A 17965-nucleotide genomic window follows, 5' to 3' on the forward strand; every position below is an offset into this window, starting at 1 on the left:
TTTGCATACTTGCCGTAAAGCGGTTCAATGCGGCGTATATATCTAGTTTCGTTTGCTCATCCGCTGTTTTTAGTACCTCTTTAATCTTTTCAGGCACATAACGATAGGTTAATAAGCAAAGTTCTGGTTCGGTAACCAGTTCAAAATCATCTGTTTGCTTAATAAGTTCTGCAAAATAACGAGCTTTTTCCAGGCTTTTATCAATTAACATTTCGTAGCCTTTACGACCAATGATTGATAAACATGCGTGTACTAACATAGCCATACCAGGGCGACTGCCTTCAAGCGTATGCGAACCAAGATCTTTTGAACCTTTACGTAGGATATATTCGGCGTGATGTTCAACTACATTAACAGTGTCAGGCTCTTTGAAAAGCACAATACCAGCCCCCATTGGCACATACATTTGCTTATGAGCATCAATGGTAATTGAATCGGCTCGCTCACAGCCAGCAAGTAAAGTACGGGCATTATTTGATAATAATGTTGCACCACCCCAAGCGGCATCGATATGGAAATGACAATTAATTTCTTCAGCTAAATCAGCCATTTCATGCAGCGGGTCAATATTGCCTGTTTCAGTTGTGCCAGCAACACCAACAATTGCCATTACCTTAATGTCTTTTTCAGCTAATTCCTTAGCTTTTTCACGCATTTTAGCAACATCAACACGGTTATTATGGTCAGTTTCTATTGAGACTATATTGCTGCGGCCAATACCGAGCACATCAGCAGCTTTGCCTAACGAGTAATGCCCACGCTCTGACACTAAAATAGCTAATCCTTTGAAGCCATAGTGCATCATAGCCGCAACTAACCCATCGCTATTGATGCCATTAAAATCGCCATCAGATTTCAATAATTTATTTCGTGCGACCCAAAGAGCTGAAATATTGGCTACGGTACCACCTGAACAAAATGCACCTAGTGCATTTTTCGCATTGTGCATCCACTTGCGGTAGAAGGCATCATCTTTGCCATAAACCATATGGTGCATCATGCCCAATACTTGACGTTCAAGCGGTGTAAAAGCTTTTGATGTTTCGATCTTTACCAGATTTTGGTTTAACCCCACCATCAACTTAGACAGAGGTAAAACAAAATGCGGTAATGCTGAGGTCATATGACCAATAAAGCTCGGAGCAGACGTGTGAACTGAATGAGCAACCAACTTTTCCATCAATTCTTGAGCATGTTCAGAAACGAACCTTGGCTCTTCAGGAATAATGGCTGACTGGAAATCTTTTTCGATTTCGTGCAATGGTTTTTCTACCGCTGCAATATTTTCGTTAAGAAAACCTGCTAGATTACTCGAGATCTCTTGCTCAATTTTAGCCAAAGTCGAGCCCGGCGCCTCTGGCACCGTAAAAATTCGCATTAAGCTTTCTTCAGACGCTATTGCTGGGCGCACTGCTTGACGTGTTTCATCAACCATACTACTCACTTTACCCAAAAAGTGTTCAAACATATTCATAAAAAAAGGTTGTCAACTCTACTTCAATTACAAGAAAAAGTCTCGTAATTTGCACAATATCTCCAACTTCTACTGTAAAAAATCAGCTATATTTACTAATATTGGGTACTAAAAAGAACATAACCCTTTGCTCGCTATACAGTAAAGCAGTATTTTTCAGTTGCGGCAAAATTTAGTTAAGGCAAGGATTTGCATGTACTACTCGAATAAAGGAATCCGCTGGATAATATTTGCCAGTTTTCTTTTTTTAGCCAGCCTTTGTGGCTATGTCTATTACATTTATTCCCACACCTACAATGACATTATGAAAGATGTCGATGCGAGGCTTTTAAACGCAGCGCAAAGCGTTAAATTTATCCTTGGCGAAGACTATCATAATAACATCACTGGCCCTGGGCATATCGACCACAAAAACTATTTACTCAAAAGTAAGCAGCTATCTGAGTTTGCAATGCAGTTAGAGCTAGAATACGTTTACGCCATGATACTCGAAGAGGATCAAGTTTATTTTTCAGCGTCGAGTTATACCAACGACGATATTAAAAACAATAAATTAACCTATTTTTACGACTTATACCCTGAGGCAACTGAGTCAAATATAAAAGCGTTTTACTCAACAGGACCTGTTTTTGAACACAGTGAAGATCAATGGGGACATTTCCGTAGCATTTTTTTGCCATTCCAATCAGCAGATGGCCGCACCTACTTAACTGGTGCAGATATAACCATCACTGATTTAAATGAGCAACTTGCTGCCAGTGTGACGCAAGCGATTATCACAGCCTGCTTTTTCTTTTTTATCGCAACCTTAGTAGGTGCGTTTTACATTTACCTGTTAAAACAAAATTTAACAAGAGACCCAACAACAGGCTTTGCAAACCATATCGCGTTGGAACGCAAAATTCACCAAACGCCACAACTGCATATGCAACTAGCGATTATATTGGTCAGTGATTTAGAAGAAATTATCAGTTTTTATGGCTCGCACATTGGCGATACAGTAATGCATAAATTACTTTCGCGATTAGATAAACTTAAAAGCAGTGAATGTTCATTGTATCGTTTATCAAGTAATAAAATTGCACTCTTAACAACTCATATCAACAACACCGAATGCGTTAAACAAATTGAAAACTTAAATAAAAACACGCCGCTTTTATGTGACCCATTTATTTACATTACACTGTGCGCGGGCATTGCATCAGGCAATAAAACACTCTTAATTGAAAATGCACGCATCGCCGTAGAGCAAGCCAAGCGCTCTCGAGAGCTGGTTGTGTTTTATTCCGATGCGATGAATACCATCAAACATCAATATCAGCATAATATAAAAATTGCTAAAGATGTACGTGAAGCATTTAATACTTCTCAGGTTCACGCCTACTTTCAACCTATCGTATCAACAGATGGGAATGAAATACTTATGTATGAAGGGCTTGCCCGCATAAAAATGAATAACACTCTCTATGAGCCAGACTATTTTCTTTCTGTAGTAAATCGCAGCCGCATGGATGGACAACTTACTCGCATTATTTTCCTCGACTGTGTCATGCGTTTTCGCAAAACCGATTTATGTTGGAGTATGAATCTTACCGCCCAAGATATGCTAGACCCAAGCCTTGCAGCCTTTTTTGATGATGAGTTAAAACGCTACCCAACACCGCAGAACATCACGTTTGAGCTAGTAGAAACCGAAGCTGTAGCTAACTTTAATGAAGTTAAAAGCTTTATCACTATGGTTAAACGCCACGGTGCCAAAGTATTTATCGACGACTTTGGAACAGGCTACTCAAATATTTCGAATATTCTTAAACTGGAAATTGATGGCGTCAAAATCGATAGTTCATTGGTATCGCAAATAGTGAAAGACGAAGAAGTGTTTTTGTTTATACAACACATTGCTAGCTTTGCTAAAAAAGTAGGTTTAACACTGATTGCTGAAGGCGTCGAAAACAAATTAGTAGTAGATAAGTTAGCCCAAGCAGGCATAAATTATGTGCAGGGCTATTATTTTGCTGAGCCAGCTCAAACGCTGGCTCAAGTAGAACAAGAGTTATCAGCTAAAGCGAGTTAAGGTCAATTTGCAATCGGTGGCTTTGTTGGCCACTGGCCCAATATTTACGCTCAAATGGCGTAATTGCAGTGTCAGCACTGTAAGGTGCAACAGAGACATCCACGCCAGCTAAACCAAGAGCAAAGGCAAACTCATCAACATAGGTTTGCCAATTACTTCTCACTTCAAGTTGGCCACCAATTTTCACAATATACGGAAATACGGGTGCGCCATGCCAGCGGCGCCCTAAATGTTTAGCTTTAGGCCACGGGTTTGGATACAGCAAATAATGATGAGTAACGTTCCATTGATGCTCCACTACTAAACGCCAAAAGTCATTTAAATCAGCGCGCACTAGCAAGTATTGACCATTTTCAGTCTGCTTGTATTCAACATCGTGCTTTTCCAAGCGATGTGCCGACTTATCAATACCAATTACTAATGACTCAGGGTGCTGTCGTGCAAGATTGGCTGTGCTCTCACCAACCCCACAGCACGAATCGAGAATAATTGGCCCGTTAAAGCTTTTTACCTTTTCGTTTACTTCATCAAAAGCAGCTTGCGTATGTGCAGCAATCGGCTTTTTAAATTCAGTACTTAGATGCTTGCGCACCACTTCTTCTAACTTTTCGTTTAGTCCTTGTTGATTCGAACTAATACTTCTTGAATTTGCGTCAGACATATTTCTATCAGTGGCGAATGCCAACCCCTTTATCAATTAAACGGTATGCCACAGCAAATAAAGCGCTAATAAACCCAATAATCACTGCAAATGCCGTTGTGATATCCACATCCGAAACACCTAAAAAGCCGTATCTAAATGCATTTACCATGTAGATAATCGGATTAAATTGTGAAACTCCTTGCCAAAAATCAGGTAACAAGGTGATTGAATAAAACACGCCACCTAAATAGGTTAGCGGCGTTAAAACAAAGGTGGGGATAATACTAATATCATCAAAACTATTAGCGTATACCGCATTAATTAATCCACCTAAAGCGAATACCGCAGCGGTAAGTAAAACAGTCGCAAAAATAACCGCCACATTATGAATTTGAATATCCACAAAAAACAGCGACAAAATAGTAACTATAATGCCAACACATAAGCCGCGCGCCATACCGCCGCCCATATAGCCTAAGACAATAATGTAAGTTGGCACAGGCGAAACGAGTAACTCTTCGATGCTTTTTTGGAATTTTGTTGAGTAAAAACTCGATGCCACATTGGAATAAGAGTTAGTAATCACCGACATCATAATCAGACCCGGTACAATAAACTCCATATAGTTAAAGCCACCCATATCGCCAATACGTGAACCTATTAAATTACCAAAAATAACAAAGTACAGTGACATGGTAATTGCTGGCGGCACTAACGTTTGCACCCAAATACGAGTAAAACGAATACACTCTTTAATCCAAATGGTTTTTAATGCGGTAAATTGATTACTCATTATTGCTCGCGCCCCTTTTCCACAATCGCAACAAACAGCTCTTCTAATCGATTCGCCTTATTACGCATACTTAGCACCGTATTGCCTGACGCACTTAATGCATCAAATACACCATTTAACCCTTGTGATTTTTCCACATCTACTTCGATTGTATGGTCGTCAATTACACGAGTTGTGTAATCATCAAGAGAAAATGCCGATGTTGGCTGCTTGAGATCTAGAATAAAGGTTTCTTTATCAAGCTTTGCCAACAGTGACTTCATATTGGTGTTTTCAATAATCTGACCTTTATCGATAATCGCAATGTTTTTACACAACATTTCCGCTTCTTCAAGGTAATGAGTAGTGAGAATAATGGTAACGCCTTGCTGGTTTATCTCTTTTAAGAATTCCCACATAGAGCGACGCAGTTCAATATCTACACCGGCGGTAGGTTCATCTAAAATCAGCAGCTGCGGTTTGTGCATTAACGCACGTGCAATCATTAAACGGCGTTTCATACCACCTGATAAGGTACGTGCTTGCTTATCTTTTTTATCGGCAAGGCCAAGTTGTGCCAGTAATTCATCAGCACGCTTGTGCGCCTCTGCGCGTGGCACGCCATAGTAACCCGCTTGGTTCACTAAGATTTGGTTAAGTGTTTCAAACTGACTAAAGTTAAATTCCTGCGGTACCAACCCTAAATTAGTTTTAGCCTTACCAAGGTCGGTATCAATATCATGACCAAATACTTTTACCGTACCTTTGGTTTTATTTACAAGCGAAGAAATCACGCCAATTGTGGTCGATTTGCCAGCACCATTAGCACCTAACAGCGCAAAAAAGTCACCTTTTTCGACCGTTAAATCAATTCCTTTAACAGCTTGAACACCGTTACTGTAGGTTTTTTCTAAACCAACAATTTCGAGAGCTTTTGTCATTGTGTTTTGCGTTCCAATTTTGGATGGATTAATTAGCAGCCGTAGCCCCAACGTTTAGCTAGCGTATGCTCAATAGATAAATGATCTAAAATGCGCGCCACCATAAAGTTAACCAAGTCATCAATTGAGCTTGGATTATGATAAAACCCAGGTGCTGCAGGCATAATTGTTACACCTAGTTGCGCTAGCTTATGCATATTTTCAAGGTGAATTGCGCTCAGCGGTGTTTCGCGCACCACCAGCATTAATTGGCCTTTTTCTTTAATCACTACATCTGCTGCACGCTCTAATAAGTTGTCAGATGCGCCATGACTGATCGCCGATACCGTGCCTGCACTACACGGGCACACAATCATCTTTTTAGGTGCTGCACTACCCGATGCCACAGGGCTAAACCAGTTATCTTTACCAAATACTTTAAGCTGGTTTGGTTTTGCATTGAATAGGCTTGTCAGTTGCTCGGTTGCCTTTTCTTCATTGCCCGATAGTTTTACATCTGATTCCGTATCAAGCACCACACGGGCAGCGCTTGATACCAAAACGAATACTTGGTGATTTAACGAAATCAGTGTTTCAATTAGTTTTAAACCATACGGCATGCCTGAAGCACCGCTAAGTGCAACGGTAATGGTTTCATTAAAGTCATGGTTTTGCGTCATAAAAAGCCTATTTGTTGGCGAGCGCATCTAAAATACGATTATGAATATTTTCAAAGCCACCGTTACTCATTACCAATATATGGTCTCCGGCAGTTGCTTTTTCAAGTAGCGTTTGAATGATCTCGTCTGTGCTGTTAAAACATAGAGCGCCAGCCTTATTGGCAGCGTCTTTTAGTGACCAGCTTAAGTTCTCTGGCTCAAATAAAATCACATCGTCGGCACCTTCAAGTGATGCTAATAACGTATTTTGATGCACGCCCATTTTCATTGTATTGGAACGAGGTTCTAATACGGCAAAAATACGCGCTTGGCCCACTTTTGCTCTAAGACCTGCTAAAGTCGTTTTAATAGCAGTTGGATGATGGGCGAAATCATCATACAACTTAATGCCCGAAACTTCGCCTTTTAATTCCATACGGCGTTTTGGCGAAATAAACTCAGCCAACGCCGCAATTGATGTTTCAACAGGAATACCCACATGACGTGCTGCAGCAATCGTCATTAAAGCGTTTTTAACGTTGTGCTCGCCAATTGCTTGCCAACTCACGCGTCCAACGATATCGCCACCAAGCAGTACATCAAACTCACTGCCATCGGCGTTAATAAGTTGATAATCCCAGTCATTGCCAAGTTGCTCTTGCTCACTCCAACAACCTTTTTCGATAACTTGCTGAATATTCACATCATCGCTTGGCCAAATCACTTTACCTTGCCCAGGTACAATGCGTAATAAGTGATGGAACTGCTTTTGAATTGCCGCTAAATTTTCAAAAATATCAGCGTGGTCGAACTCTAGATTATTAAGAATTAAAGTGCGCGGCAAATAGTGCACAAACTTACTGCGCTTATCAAAAAATGCGGTGTCATATTCATCTGCTTCAATAACAAAAAACGGTGTTTTGCCAATGCGCGCCGACAGGCCAAAATTTTGTACAACGCCACCAATTAAAAAACTTGGATCAAGACCTGCGTATTCTAATACCCATGCAAGCATACTGGCTGTGGTGGTTTTACCATGAGTACCTGAAACTGCTAGCACCCATGCATCTTGCAATACATTATGTTTTAACCACTCAGGGCCGGAAGTATATGGAATACGATTTTCAAGCACATATTCAACACATGGATTACCACGGCTCATAGCATTACCAATCACTACAATATCTGGTTGTGGCTTTAACTGTGCAACATCGTAACCTTGAATGAGTTCAATGCCTAACGACTCAAGTTGAGTACTCATTGGTGGGTAAACGTTTTGATCTGAGCCAGTAACTTTATGGCCCAAGGATTTTGCAATGGCTGCGATGCCCCCCATAAAGGTGCCGCAAATACCTAAAATATGAATATGCATTGTTGTTGATTCTTGTCGTATAAATTCGATATGAGCTTTAAATAGATTAACAGTTCAATAAAAAAGCCCATTAGATTTCGCTAATGGGCTTAGTATGCCATAACTTACCAACTAGGTGTTAAATAGGTGAGCCTGGTGGCATAGGTAATGGTTTGAAGTTACCCTGCCAGCTTCCATTTTCGAGTGACTTGGTTAATACACTAGCAATGTGTTTTTTGAAGTTATCGTTAGTACGTTCATACTTACTAGCAATAAAGGTAATTTGACCAACTAACTCAGCTTGTACCTCTGGGTCGGTTTTATCACTAAGCGCTGCATTTACTAAATGATATGCCGCCACCATTTGAATTCGTTGAGATACTTGGTGTGCCATACCTTGTTTTTGGCTATCAAAAAATACCTGCTCACTAAGTTGAAATAACACATTACGCGCACTTAGCTGTTTGCTATCTCGCATCGCTTGGAAATGAAGACGATTTAGACGCTGTGAATTTAGCAATAGTGAGAGTGAATGATTTGCAGAAACTTCCGGTAATGCTAACGGATCAAGTGTTAAACCAGTACGGCCAGTTAGACTCTCACGGGTTTTGTATTCTCCGTAGGCTTTTGGTGTAATAACATCAAGCACGTGTTCAGGCACTACTAATTGGTCCGCTTCAAGCGTTGTTAATAACGCATTTAGTGCTTCTTTTTGCTTAGCAACATCAACAAGCTTGTTACCTTTAAACGTATCACCACTACGTAATTCATAATCGTAATCAATGCCTGCAATCAATTTAACCGCAGCTTCCGTTTGGTAACGATGGAATAAATAAAGTGGAATAAACACTTCTTCTAGCTGTGATAGCGCCGTACCGTTTTTAATATTGTGAAGGCCAAACTTCGCCATCGCTTTTTCGCGAATAGAAAGCACTCGGTGTAGCTCTTGGCTTGGGTTTTCGCCGTTATCCCACAAATGTGCAGTTGGGTGTGCGCCGCCTTTAGCGCGTGCATCGCTATCGGAAATAAACTCAAGGCCAAGGCGTTTGTTTTCCGCTAAGATTTTTTCAAGTTCTTTTGCTTCATTCAAAATCGGAAAATCAGAGTAACCATATTTCACAACTTGAATATCCCACACACCTAAGCCTTTGCCATAGCCATTTTCAGTGTTAAGGCTACCATCCTCATTAAAACTCACTAAAGGATGGGGGTAATCCATTACCGATGCGCGGTCTTTTACTGACGCAGAAAAGTTATGCGCAATACCTAAGGTATGACCTACTTCATGAGCACTTAATTGACGAATACGGTCAAGCGCCATCGCATGTAATTTTTCTACCGTTTCATCGCCTTTTAGATAAGGTGCAGCAAGTGCTTCTGCAATCAGAATATCTTGACGCACACGCAGTGAACCAAGAGTTACATGACCTTTAATAATTTCGCCTGTGCGTGGGTCGATGACACTTGAACCATATGACCAACCACGAGTTGCACGGTGCACCCATTGGATCACGTTATAGCGAATATCCATTGGGTCGGCATTTTCAGGTAGCATTTTTACTTGGTACGCATTTTTATAACCTGCCGCTTCAAAGGCTGACTGCCACCATTTTGCACCATCAAGTAAAGCTGTTTTTACCGGATCGGGCACACCTGGATCGAGGTAGTAAACAATCGGTTTAACGGCTTCGGAGATTTCAGCTGTTGGATCTTTTTTCGCTAAACGATGCTTTGGAATATAACGTACATACATAGACTCAGATAATGGCGCTGCATAGTCTTTGTATTCTTCGCTCCAAAAACCCGATTGCGGATGGAATTTACGTGGTTTAAAACCATCATCCGGTAATTCAATAAACGAGTGGTGTAAATGTACTGAAATAGCGTGAGGATCTGGTGCGATTTGTTTGATGTATTTACCCGGCTTTGTGCCATTAAAGCTAACAATCGCTTCTAACTCGGTATTTTTAGCAAACGACTTAGAGCGCGGCATATAAACAGCACTTTTACTTTTATCAAGGCTAAAACTACCTTGTTGCTGACTCGCAAGTGTGCGGCTAACACCGTGAACATCCGATAATAAATAAGGCGTGTAATCAATTAACACACTATCACTATTTGCTGCTTTAATTTCAAAACCGTGCAATACGCTAGAAGCAAATGCTTCTCGAATACTTTGTAGTTCAGCTTTATTGCTGCTGTTTGCTCGGTAGTAAGTATTATTTTGTTTTAATAAAAGCTTATTGCCATGTCTTTCAAAATGCACAATTTTTGTATCGCCCAGCTGACCGCGATCAAGGCCAATATCATTCGACCCTAAGCCGTAAGGCATACTTAGTTGTAGTAAAAATTCATGGCTTAATTTATCTACTTCTAAATAAACCTTGCCCGAAGTATTGTCATAATAAAAGGTAAAATAGCCCGGGTAACGATTCATTTCGCTAGTAAATGCATCAATGGGTTTCAGGGTTGCCTGCGCTTTTGGTATACTTAACAGTAACAAAGCACAGATCAGCAGAAATGGTTGTACTAATCTTTGCATCTTCTTTGTTATTTCATTATCAATGGTGCATGGTGCTTAAATGATACACAAGCTGATGTACAATTGTATACAAATTTAACTGAGCGCTACCGAAAGGTTGCCTGTTGCCACCCTCTCACTTTATGTGGCAATAAGCTAATAGTCAGGATTATATAATGCGTAGACTTCCACCAGTATTGATCGAAGACGGCTGTCCTCGTGATCTTTTATCATTGATCAGAACGATTCTTGCTGCTTGTAAGGAAATTTCATTCCGTGTAAGCCAAGGTGAATTATCAGGTGTTTTAGGTTCAACCTTAGATGAAAATATTCAAGGTGAAACTCAAAAGAAGCTTGATGTTTTATCGAACCAGTTACTTAAAGATATTCTACTTGAGTCTGGCTACGTAAAAGCCATCGCGTCTGAAGAAGAAGATTATACTGTTGCTGGCAACCCAGATGCTGAATATATCGTTGCATTCGACCCACTTGATGGTTCATCAAATACCGATATTAACTCGTTAGTTGGTACTATCTTTTCAATTATGAAAGCGCCAAAAGACAAAGCCGCTGATGATCAAAGCATTTTCATGCAGGCGGGCAAGCACCAAGTCGCAGCAGGTTATGTACTGTATGGCCCATCTACTATGTTGGCGCTAACTATTGGTAAAGGTACGCGTTTATTCACTTTAGACAGAACACACGGCAGTTTCTTACTTACTGAAGATAAAGTAGCTATTCCTGAAGATACTAAAGAATTCGCAATTAATGCATCAAATCAGCGCCATTGGTTAACACCAATGCAAAACTATATTGCTGATTGCCTTGCTGGCGAAGAAGGCCCACGCAAGAAAAACTTCAATATGCGTTGGATTGCCTGCATGGTAGGTGATGTTCACCGTTTATTATGTCGCGGTGGTTTGTTTACTTACCCTGAAGACACAAAAAACCCAGAAAAACCATTCAAGCTGCGCTTACTTTATGAAGCAAACCCAATGGCAATGCTAGTAGAGCAAGCTGGCGGTGTTGCATATGCAGGACTTGACCGTATTTTAGATATTGAACCGCAAGAAATTCACCAGCGCGTTGCTGTTACCATGGGTTCAAAAAATGAAGTAGAGATTTGCTTGGATTATCACAAGTAAGCAATCTTTATCTTGAGTAATAAAAAAACCGCGATTTACGCGGTTTTTATTTAGAGCGTGTTGACCTTTGCGGTCTAAATTCTGTTCAAATCCAAAGCTTTTTGATCGCGGCGTTGCTTTGTAGGCCTAGCGGGCTAAGTCAAGAAGCAACAACAAAGAACAAAACGCTTTGGGTTGAACCTGTTAGGCAGCGCTTGTTTGGCATTTATACTGTGTTATCGCTCATTTATGTAGAGTAACTACACCACAATCGCTCTGCCTGGTCTAAATACCAAACAAACTGCTGCAGAAATAGACTGCAAAGGTCAACACGCTCTAGAAATTTTATACTCTGAATCAAGCTACTTTTTGGCAGCTGGTGTAATCAACACTTACTTTAATAGCTAATTCTTGCTGTGATTGTGTGATTACATCTTTTGCATGACACACACATTTACCACATTGACTGCCTACACCTAAGCAACCACGCACATCTCGCATCGAATCCATACCATCGGTTACGGCCTGTTTAATCTGTTTTTCAGTAACTGCATGACAAATACAAACGTACATAATAAGTGAGTGCTTTCAAAATTAATTACATCACAAATTTTAATGCTATTGAGAATAATTTTCAATAATATTAATAACTGTAAAAACAGCTATTTACAAAAAAGCATTAGTTAACCTTCTTTTTTTCCTTCAAATTTGTCCATGCTCTGCAAAGGAATGAGTATTACCAGCAGCAATTATGATGTGATCTAAAATACTCACATCAATCAAACCAAGCGCGTCTGATAGCCGCTTTGTAATTAATTTATCCGCCTCTGAAGGCTCAGCAATACCACTTGGATGGTTATGGGCCAAAATCACATTAGCCGCATTGTATTTAAGCACTGTGGTAACAACCTCTCTTGGGTAAACCGATGCCGCATTGATAGTACCTTGAAATAAATTAATCGATTTAATTAGCCGGTTTTGGCTATCAAGCAGCAACAAGTAAAAACATTCTTTGTGCTCTTTTTGTAGTTCGCACTTTAAATAATTGATTACCGAATAAGGCGAATCAAATACGGCTTCTCGCTTAAGTTGCTCAGCAAAAAACCGTTTACTCAATTCAAGCACAGCTTGCAACTGTACATATTTAGCAGGCCCCAATCCCAATTGCTGGCAGAATGAATCACATTCCAATGAAAAGAGCTGACCAATTGAGCCTTGTTGTTTGAGTAATGTATCAGCAAGTTCAATGGCGTTAAGCCCTTTAATACCGGTACGTAAAAAAATCGCCAGTAGCTCGGCATCAGTTAAACTTGATGCACCTTTATTTAATAACTTTTCTCTTGGTCTTGCCTCGATGGGCATTTGATTTATTTGCATTTAACAATCCTTGTTAAGCTATTTGTGTTCATTTAATAGTATAGCCAGCCTCGCCAAAAATTATGGAAAATGGTATGGTTTAGCTAATTTAAAAAATGTCATTAATTATTATGTCGAAGAAAATAGTATTGGGAATTACGGGCGGTTAAAAAATGTCATTAATTATTATGTCGAAGAAAATAGTATTGGGAATTACGGGCGGTATTGCTGCTTATAAATGTGCTGAATTAACAAGGCGTTTAACCGAAAATGGTGCGCAAGTTAAGGTGGTAATGACAGACTCTGCGCAACAGTTTATAACCCCGCTTACCATGCAAGCCGTATCAGGAAACCCAGTTTCGACATCCTTACTTGACCCAGCGGCAGAAGCTGCAATGGGCCATATTGAATTTGCTAAATGGGCTGATCTTATTTTAATTGCACCAGCCAGCGCTAATACCATCGCCAAAATGGCGCATGGTATGGCCGACGATCTATTAACCACCTTGGTACTCGCAACACCGGCTAAAGTAGCGATTGCACCGGCGATGAATCAGCAAATGTACGCTCACCCTGCAACCCAGCAAAACTTGCAAAAATTAAGTGAATATGGCGTTTCTATTTGGGGACCTGCCAGTGGCGAGCAAGCCTGTGGCGATGTAGGAAAAGGCCGCATGTTAGAGCCAAACGAGCTAGTTGAGTTGTGTTTAATGCGCGAAGATAGCCCACTGCTTGCAGGTAAAACCGTTACTATTACAGCCGGTCCAACCCGTGAAGCGCTTGACCCTGTGCGTTTTATCTCTAATCACAGCTCAGGGAAAATGGGATTTTCATTGGCCCGTGCTGCAAAAGCGCTAGGAGCTAATGTAAACCTAATTAGTGGCCCAGTGAATTTAACCACACCGAGTGAAGTAAATCGTTTTGATGTAGAAAGCGCACAGCAAATGCATGATGCTGCCATGGAGTTAGCAGTAAATTCAGATGTATTTATTGGCTGCGCTGCTGTAGCCGATTACAAGGCAACGACAACTGCAAATAATAAAATTAAAAAGCAGGGCGATACCATGACTATTGAGCTCAGCAAAAACCCTGACATTATTGCCTCAGTTGCAGCGCTTGAAGAAAATCGTCCGTTTACAGTGGGTTTTGCCGCCGAAACTAACGATGTTGCAAACTATGCCAAAGGCAAATTAAAAAATAAAAATCTCGATATGATTTGTGCTAATGATGTGTCCGATTCTAGCATTGGTTTTAATAGTGAAAACAATGCGATGACACTCTTTTGGCCGGAAGGTGAACGCCATTTATCACTGCAATCAAAACAACAAATTAGTCATTTAATATTGAAAGAAATCGCGTCAAAACTCGCAGCTAAAAAGTAAAAAAACTGGCATCTAAAATCAGAAGTAATTAAGATAAGCGCCTCTTGAGGTTGATAATAATGATAAGAAGTAAGGGATAAAAATGCCTGCCACAAAACGTAGTAATCGCAAGGAAGAAATCTTACAAGCACTTGCGCAAATGCTTGAAACCAGTCCAGGACAGCGTATCACCACGGCAAAACTAGCATCTGAGGTAGGTGTTTCAGAAGCGGCGCTTTACCGCCATTTTCCTAGCAAAGCACGTATGTTTGAAGGCTTAATCGAGTTTATTGAAAATGCACTGCTTTCAAATATCAATATTATCTTAGAAAAAGAAAAAGACACTCATAGCCGTATTCATAATATTTTATTGCTACTTCTTAGCTTTGCTGAGAAAAACCCAGGCATTACACGTATTCTTACCGGTGATGCATTACAAGGTGAGCAAGAGCGTTTACGTGAACGTATTCAAGGCTTATTTGAAAAGTTAGAAACGCAACTAAAGCAAGTATTACGTGAACGTAAGCTACGTGAAGGTAAAACCTTTACCCTTGCTGAAGAGCAACTTGCTAACCTTTTACTTGCTTACGTAGAAGGTAAAATGAACCAATTTGTGCGCTCTGATTTTAAAGCAAAACCAACCGCGCAATTTGATGCTCAGTGGTCACTTTTCACCTTAGCTTGGCACTAAACTTCTCGCGTTGAAGTAAACGTTTTACTTCAACGCGCTATTTTGCGACTTATCGCATTCTCTTTCTTCTTTTTGGTTTCTGTTTACACTAGAGCTAATAATTAGCACTAGGTAATCATTAATGAAACTCGCGTTTACACTTTCAAGCTTAGCGTTAGCAACCAGTTTTGCATTAAGCGCCAGCGAATCTCTTCAATTTAAAGACGTGTTTGATTTTAAATACGCAAAATCTGCCCAACTTTCAGAGCAGGGAAATTTACTCGCATTTAGCGCAAGCCCTTATCGCGGTAACAGCGAAGGACAGGTTTACACGCTAAATAACAAGGCGCTACTTGCAAGCGTTGAGCGAGGTACATCACCGGTTATTAATAAAAATGAGAAATGGGTCGCGTTTACCGTTAAACCTGACTTACTAGCCAGTGAAAGTGCATCAAAAGATAAAAAGAAAAAACTAAAAAATGATTTATCGTTAGTAAATACCAGTTCAGGTGAGATTATCACTTTTGAACGTGTTGAAGACTTTGCCATTTCAAATGATGGAAACTGGCTGGCTTACCGCACCGAAGTTAAGAAAAAAGACGAAACAGAAAGTGATAAAAAAGCAGATAAAACATCAAAAGACAAAGACGATAAAGATGCAAAATTAAAAGCGGATAAAAAAGATAAAGTTTTTACCCTTAATATTGTGAACTTAGCAAATGAGCAACAGCATTCAATTGAAAACGTGCTTACTTACGCCATTGCACCAACTAGCACACAGCTTGTTGTAAGCCAAGTAAGCAAAGAAGACGATAAAAACGCCATTAGCCATATCGCTCTGCCAAATTTTGAAATGAGCAGCTTATTTACTGAGCCTGGCGTTGTAGCTAACAAACTCGTATGGCACCCAGTTAATGATGTTCTAGCGCTTTCGGTAGGTAATTACGTTAATGATGATAAGCGTCGTCGTGAGCATTCACTTTACTTATGGCACAGTGAAAACAACCAATTAAAACAAATCGACACCCCTATCGAGAATTGGTTTATCGGTAAAACGGCTAAATTAAAATGGTCTGAAACTGGCGAGCGCCTTTATTTTGAGACGCGCCCAATGCTTTCGGCTAAAGTTGAGCAAAAGAAATATAAAGAACAGAGCGATCTGTATGATTACGATGTTATTCGTGATCAAAAAGGGCTAAAAGTATGGCATCACAAAGATGCCGAAATAAAGCCGCGCGAAATTCAGCAATGGAATGAAAAGAACAAAAACCGCCATTACCAAGCGGTATTTCATTTAAACAGCGATAAAGCCGTACAACTCGAAACTGAGCTTGTAAGGGATGTAAGCCTGCATACTGAAAAGCAATTTTTACTTGGCTACAGCAATAAACCGCATCTTCACAAAATTATGTATGACGGTTTCTTTGCAGATTACTACGCAGTAGATACTAAAACAGGTAACAGCGTTAAGATTAGCGAAAATACCCGCGCACGTCCGACGCTTTCACCTAATGGACAATTTGCCGCATACTTTGATAAAGGCCAAATTCAACTTAAATCACTTAAAGACGCCAAGCTAAATGCTATCACCAAAGGCATTCGAGCAACGTTTGGCGACGACCAACACGATTATCCAAGCGAGCAACCTGGCTATGGTTTTGCAGGCTGGAGCAGCGATAGTAATACCCTTTATGTATATGACAAATATGACATTTGGGCATTTGATGTAAACACACAGCAAGGCGCGCGTTTAACTCATGGTTATAAGAGCGAAACACGTTATCGCGTTAAAAACTTAGATAAAAACAAACTATCTTTTGATTTAAACGACACGTTATTACTTTCAAGCTTTAACCTAGAGAACAAACAAACGGGCATTGCAAAACTTAATCTAGCAAACAATCAGCTAGAACAGGTTTTGGCTGGCGAAGCGCGTTTTGACCTAGTAAAGAAAGCTAAAAATGCCGATACGCTAATTTATACACGCCAGAGCTACCATGAATTTCCTGATTTTTGGTTAAGCGACACGTCGCTTTCTACCTCTACAAAATTAACTAACCTGAACCCACAAAAAGAGAGTTTTGCATGGGCAAGTAAACCAGAACTTGTAAAGTACAAAGGCTATAACGGTGAAGATTTACAAGGTGTGTTAATTAAACCTGCTGGCTATAAAAAAGGCGATAAAGTGCCTGTGGTCATATATTTCTACCGCTATATGAGCCAACGTATGTATGACTTCCCGAAAATGGAGTTAAACCACAGACCAAACTTCCCAATGTTTACTTCAAATGGTTACGCTATCTTCTTACCTGATATCCGTTTTGAAATTGGTCACCCAGGTAAATCATCTACTCAGACTATGATTAACGCAGCACAAAAACTAATTGATATGGGTGTGGCTGACAAAGACAAAATTGGTTTACAAGGTCACTCATGGGCTGGTTACCAAAGTGCCTTTATGGTTACGCAAACTGATATGTTTAAAGCGGTTGTATCGGGAGCACCAGTATCAAACATGACCAGCGCTTACAGCGGTATTCGTTTAAAGTCAGGTCTTGCACGTCAATTCCAGTACGAAACAGGACAAAGCCGTATTGGCAAAAACTTGTTTGAAGGCTTAGATCTCTATATTGAAAACTCACCGGTATTTTTTGCAGATAAAGTTAATACACCAATTATGATTATGTTTGGTGATAAAGATGGCGCTGTGCCTTGGCAGGAAGGGATTCAATATTACCTTGCGCTTCGCCGTGCAGGTAAAGATGTGATTTTCTTACAATACGAAGGTGAGCCACACCACTTGAAGAAGTTTCCGAATCAAGTGGATTTCTCGATTCGTATGATGGAATACTTTGATCACCACCTTAAAGGTAAGCCAGCACCAAAATGGATGCAAAATGGCGTGCCATTTGAGAAAGAGTAATCAGATTCAAATACTAAAATGGCGAGTTTGTAACTCGCCATTTTTTCGCTCACTCATTCAGTTTAGCTTAAGCTTAAAACCGTATAGTTAGTTTCAGGAAGGGAATTCCGATTGAGT

Annotated in this window: 14 protein-coding genes; 5 read left to right on the top strand and 9 right to left on the bottom strand. The window is 40.2% G+C overall.

From position 1 onward, the window contains the following. A partial coding sequence (panP, locus tag ON073_RS11420; RefSeq protein ID WP_446728528.1) for a pyridoxal-dependent aspartate 1-decarboxylase PanP occupies positions 1-1468 on the bottom strand: 1468 nt, incomplete at its 3' end. A 199-nt stretch (positions 1469-1667) separates the two neighbouring features. On the opposite strand from panP, the gene ON073_RS11425 reads away from it, so the two are divergent. After that, positions 1668-3548 (top strand): EAL domain-containing protein, encoded by a 1881-nt coding sequence (locus ON073_RS11425; protein WP_274762015.1) that lies wholly within the window; start codon positions 1668-1670, stop codon positions 3546-3548. On the opposite strand, the gene trmB is transcribed toward ON073_RS11425, so the two are convergent. The 6 genes from trmB to ON073_RS11455 form a co-directional block, all read right to left on the bottom strand. Beyond that, the gene (gene trmB / locus ON073_RS11430; protein WP_274762016.1) at positions 3535-4209 is read right to left on the bottom strand and encodes a tRNA (guanine(46)-N(7))-methyltransferase TrmB; all 675 of its coding nucleotides are present in this window, start codon (positions 4207-4209) and stop codon (positions 3535-3537) included. The genes ON073_RS11425 and trmB overlap by 14 nt on opposite strands. 7 nt (positions 4210-4216) lie before the next feature. Next, a complete protein-coding gene (locus ON073_RS11435; protein ID WP_274762017.1) occupies positions 4217-4984 on the bottom strand; it encodes an ABC transporter permease in 768 nt (255 codons plus the stop codon). After that, entirely contained in the window at positions 4984-5904 is a 921-nt protein-coding gene (locus ON073_RS11440; RefSeq protein WP_274762018.1) for an ABC transporter ATP-binding protein, read from the bottom strand. The genes ON073_RS11435 and ON073_RS11440 overlap by 1 nt, the downstream gene beginning before the upstream one ends. 32 nt (positions 5905-5936) lie before the next feature. Next, positions 5937-6563, bottom strand: a complete 627-nt coding sequence (locus tag ON073_RS11445) for a flavin prenyltransferase UbiX (protein WP_274762019.1) — start codon at positions 6561-6563, stop codon at positions 5937-5939. A 7-nt stretch (positions 6564-6570) separates the two neighbouring features. Next, a complete protein-coding gene (mpl, locus tag ON073_RS11450; RefSeq protein ID WP_274762020.1) occupies positions 6571-7914 on the bottom strand; it encodes a UDP-N-acetylmuramate:L-alanyl-gamma-D-glutamyl-meso-diaminopimelate ligase in 1344 nt (447 codons plus the stop codon). A 118-nt stretch (positions 7915-8032) separates the two neighbouring features. Continuing rightward, the gene (locus ON073_RS11455) at positions 8033-10435 is read right to left on the bottom strand and encodes a zinc-dependent metalloprotease (RefSeq protein ID WP_274762021.1); all 2403 of its coding nucleotides are present in this window, start codon (positions 10433-10435) and stop codon (positions 8033-8035) included. A gap of 155 nt (positions 10436-10590) precedes the next feature. On the opposite strand from ON073_RS11455, the gene ON073_RS11460 reads away from it, so the two are divergent. After that, positions 10591-11559 carry a class 1 fructose-bisphosphatase gene (locus ON073_RS11460; RefSeq protein WP_010561923.1) on the top strand — a complete coding sequence of 323 codons (969 nt, stop codon included), beginning with the start codon at positions 10591-10593 and terminating at the stop codon, positions 11557-11559. A gap of 336 nt (positions 11560-11895) precedes the next feature. Here the strand turns inward: ON073_RS11460 and ON073_RS11465 are convergent, their stop codons facing one another. Beyond that, positions 11896-12111, bottom strand: a complete 216-nt coding sequence (locus ON073_RS11465; protein WP_010561924.1) for a bacterioferritin-associated ferredoxin — start codon at positions 12109-12111, stop codon at positions 11896-11898. Positions 12112-12240: 129 nt separating this feature from the next. After that, positions 12241-12915 (bottom strand): RadC family protein, encoded by a 675-nt coding sequence (gene radC, locus ON073_RS11470; protein WP_274762022.1) that lies wholly within the window; start codon positions 12913-12915, stop codon positions 12241-12243. A gap of 152 nt (positions 12916-13067) precedes the next feature. Between radC and coaBC the strand changes: the two genes are divergently transcribed. The 3 genes from coaBC (at position 13068) to ON073_RS11485 (ending at position 17848) form a co-directional block, all read left to right on the top strand. After that, positions 13068-14276 carry a bifunctional phosphopantothenoylcysteine decarboxylase/phosphopantothenate--cysteine ligase CoaBC gene (gene coaBC, locus ON073_RS11475; RefSeq protein WP_274762023.1) on the top strand — a complete coding sequence of 403 codons (1209 nt, stop codon included), beginning with the start codon at positions 13068-13070 and terminating at the stop codon, positions 14274-14276. An 82-nt stretch (positions 14277-14358) separates the two neighbouring features. Next, positions 14359-14946, top strand: a complete 588-nt coding sequence (slmA, locus tag ON073_RS11480; protein WP_038637297.1) for a nucleoid occlusion factor SlmA — start codon at positions 14359-14361, stop codon at positions 14944-14946. Between the two features lie 121 nt (positions 14947-15067). After that, positions 15068-17848 carry a S9 family peptidase gene (locus tag ON073_RS11485; RefSeq protein WP_274762024.1) on the top strand — a complete coding sequence of 927 codons (2781 nt, stop codon included), beginning with the start codon at positions 15068-15070 and terminating at the stop codon, positions 17846-17848. Positions 17849-17965: the final 117 nt, after the last annotated feature.

The organism is Pseudoalteromonas sp. G4, assembly GCF_028875915.1.
GTDB lineage: Bacteria > Pseudomonadota > Gammaproteobacteria > Enterobacterales > Alteromonadaceae > Pseudoalteromonas.

Excerpts from the sequence above, each read along its gene's own strand:
- ON073_RS11425 (WP_274762015.1), top strand. The coding sequence starts at position 1,668 with ATGTACTACTCGAATAAAGGAATCCGCTGGATAATATTTGCCAGTTTT.
- ON073_RS11460 (WP_010561923.1), top strand. The coding sequence starts at position 10,591 with ATGCGTAGACTTCCACCAGTATTGATCGAAGACGGCTGTCCTCGTGAT.
- ON073_RS11435 (WP_274762017.1), bottom strand. The coding sequence starts at position 4,984 with ATGAGTAATCAATTTACCGCATTAAAAACCATTTGGATTAAAGAGTGT.
- coaBC (WP_274762023.1), top strand. The coding sequence starts at position 13,068 with ATGTCATTAATTATTATGTCGAAGAAAATAGTATTGGGAATTACGGGC.
- ON073_RS11465 (WP_010561924.1), bottom strand. The coding sequence starts at position 12,111 with ATGTACGTTTGTATTTGTCATGCAGTTACTGAAAAACAGATTAAACAG.
- ON073_RS11440 (WP_274762018.1), bottom strand. The coding sequence starts at position 5,904 with ATGACAAAAGCTCTCGAAATTGTTGGTTTAGAAAAAACCTACAGTAAC.
- trmB (WP_274762016.1), bottom strand. The coding sequence starts at position 4,209 with ATGTCTGACGCAAATTCAAGAAGTATTAGTTCGAATCAACAAGGACTA.
- ON073_RS11445 (WP_274762019.1), bottom strand. The coding sequence starts at position 6,563 with ATGACGCAAAACCATGACTTTAATGAAACCATTACCGTTGCACTTAGC.
- mpl (WP_274762020.1), bottom strand. The coding sequence starts at position 7,914 with ATGCATATTCATATTTTAGGTATTTGCGGCACCTTTATGGGGGGCATC.
- slmA (WP_038637297.1), top strand. The coding sequence starts at position 14,359 with ATGCCTGCCACAAAACGTAGTAATCGCAAGGAAGAAATCTTACAAGCA.
- radC (WP_274762022.1), bottom strand. The coding sequence starts at position 12,915 with ATGCAAATAAATCAAATGCCCATCGAGGCAAGACCAAGAGAAAAGTTA.
- ON073_RS11485 (WP_274762024.1), top strand. The coding sequence starts at position 15,068 with ATGAAACTCGCGTTTACACTTTCAAGCTTAGCGTTAGCAACCAGTTTT.
- ON073_RS11455 (WP_274762021.1), bottom strand. The coding sequence starts at position 10,435 with ATGCAAAGATTAGTACAACCATTTCTGCTGATCTGTGCTTTGTTACTG.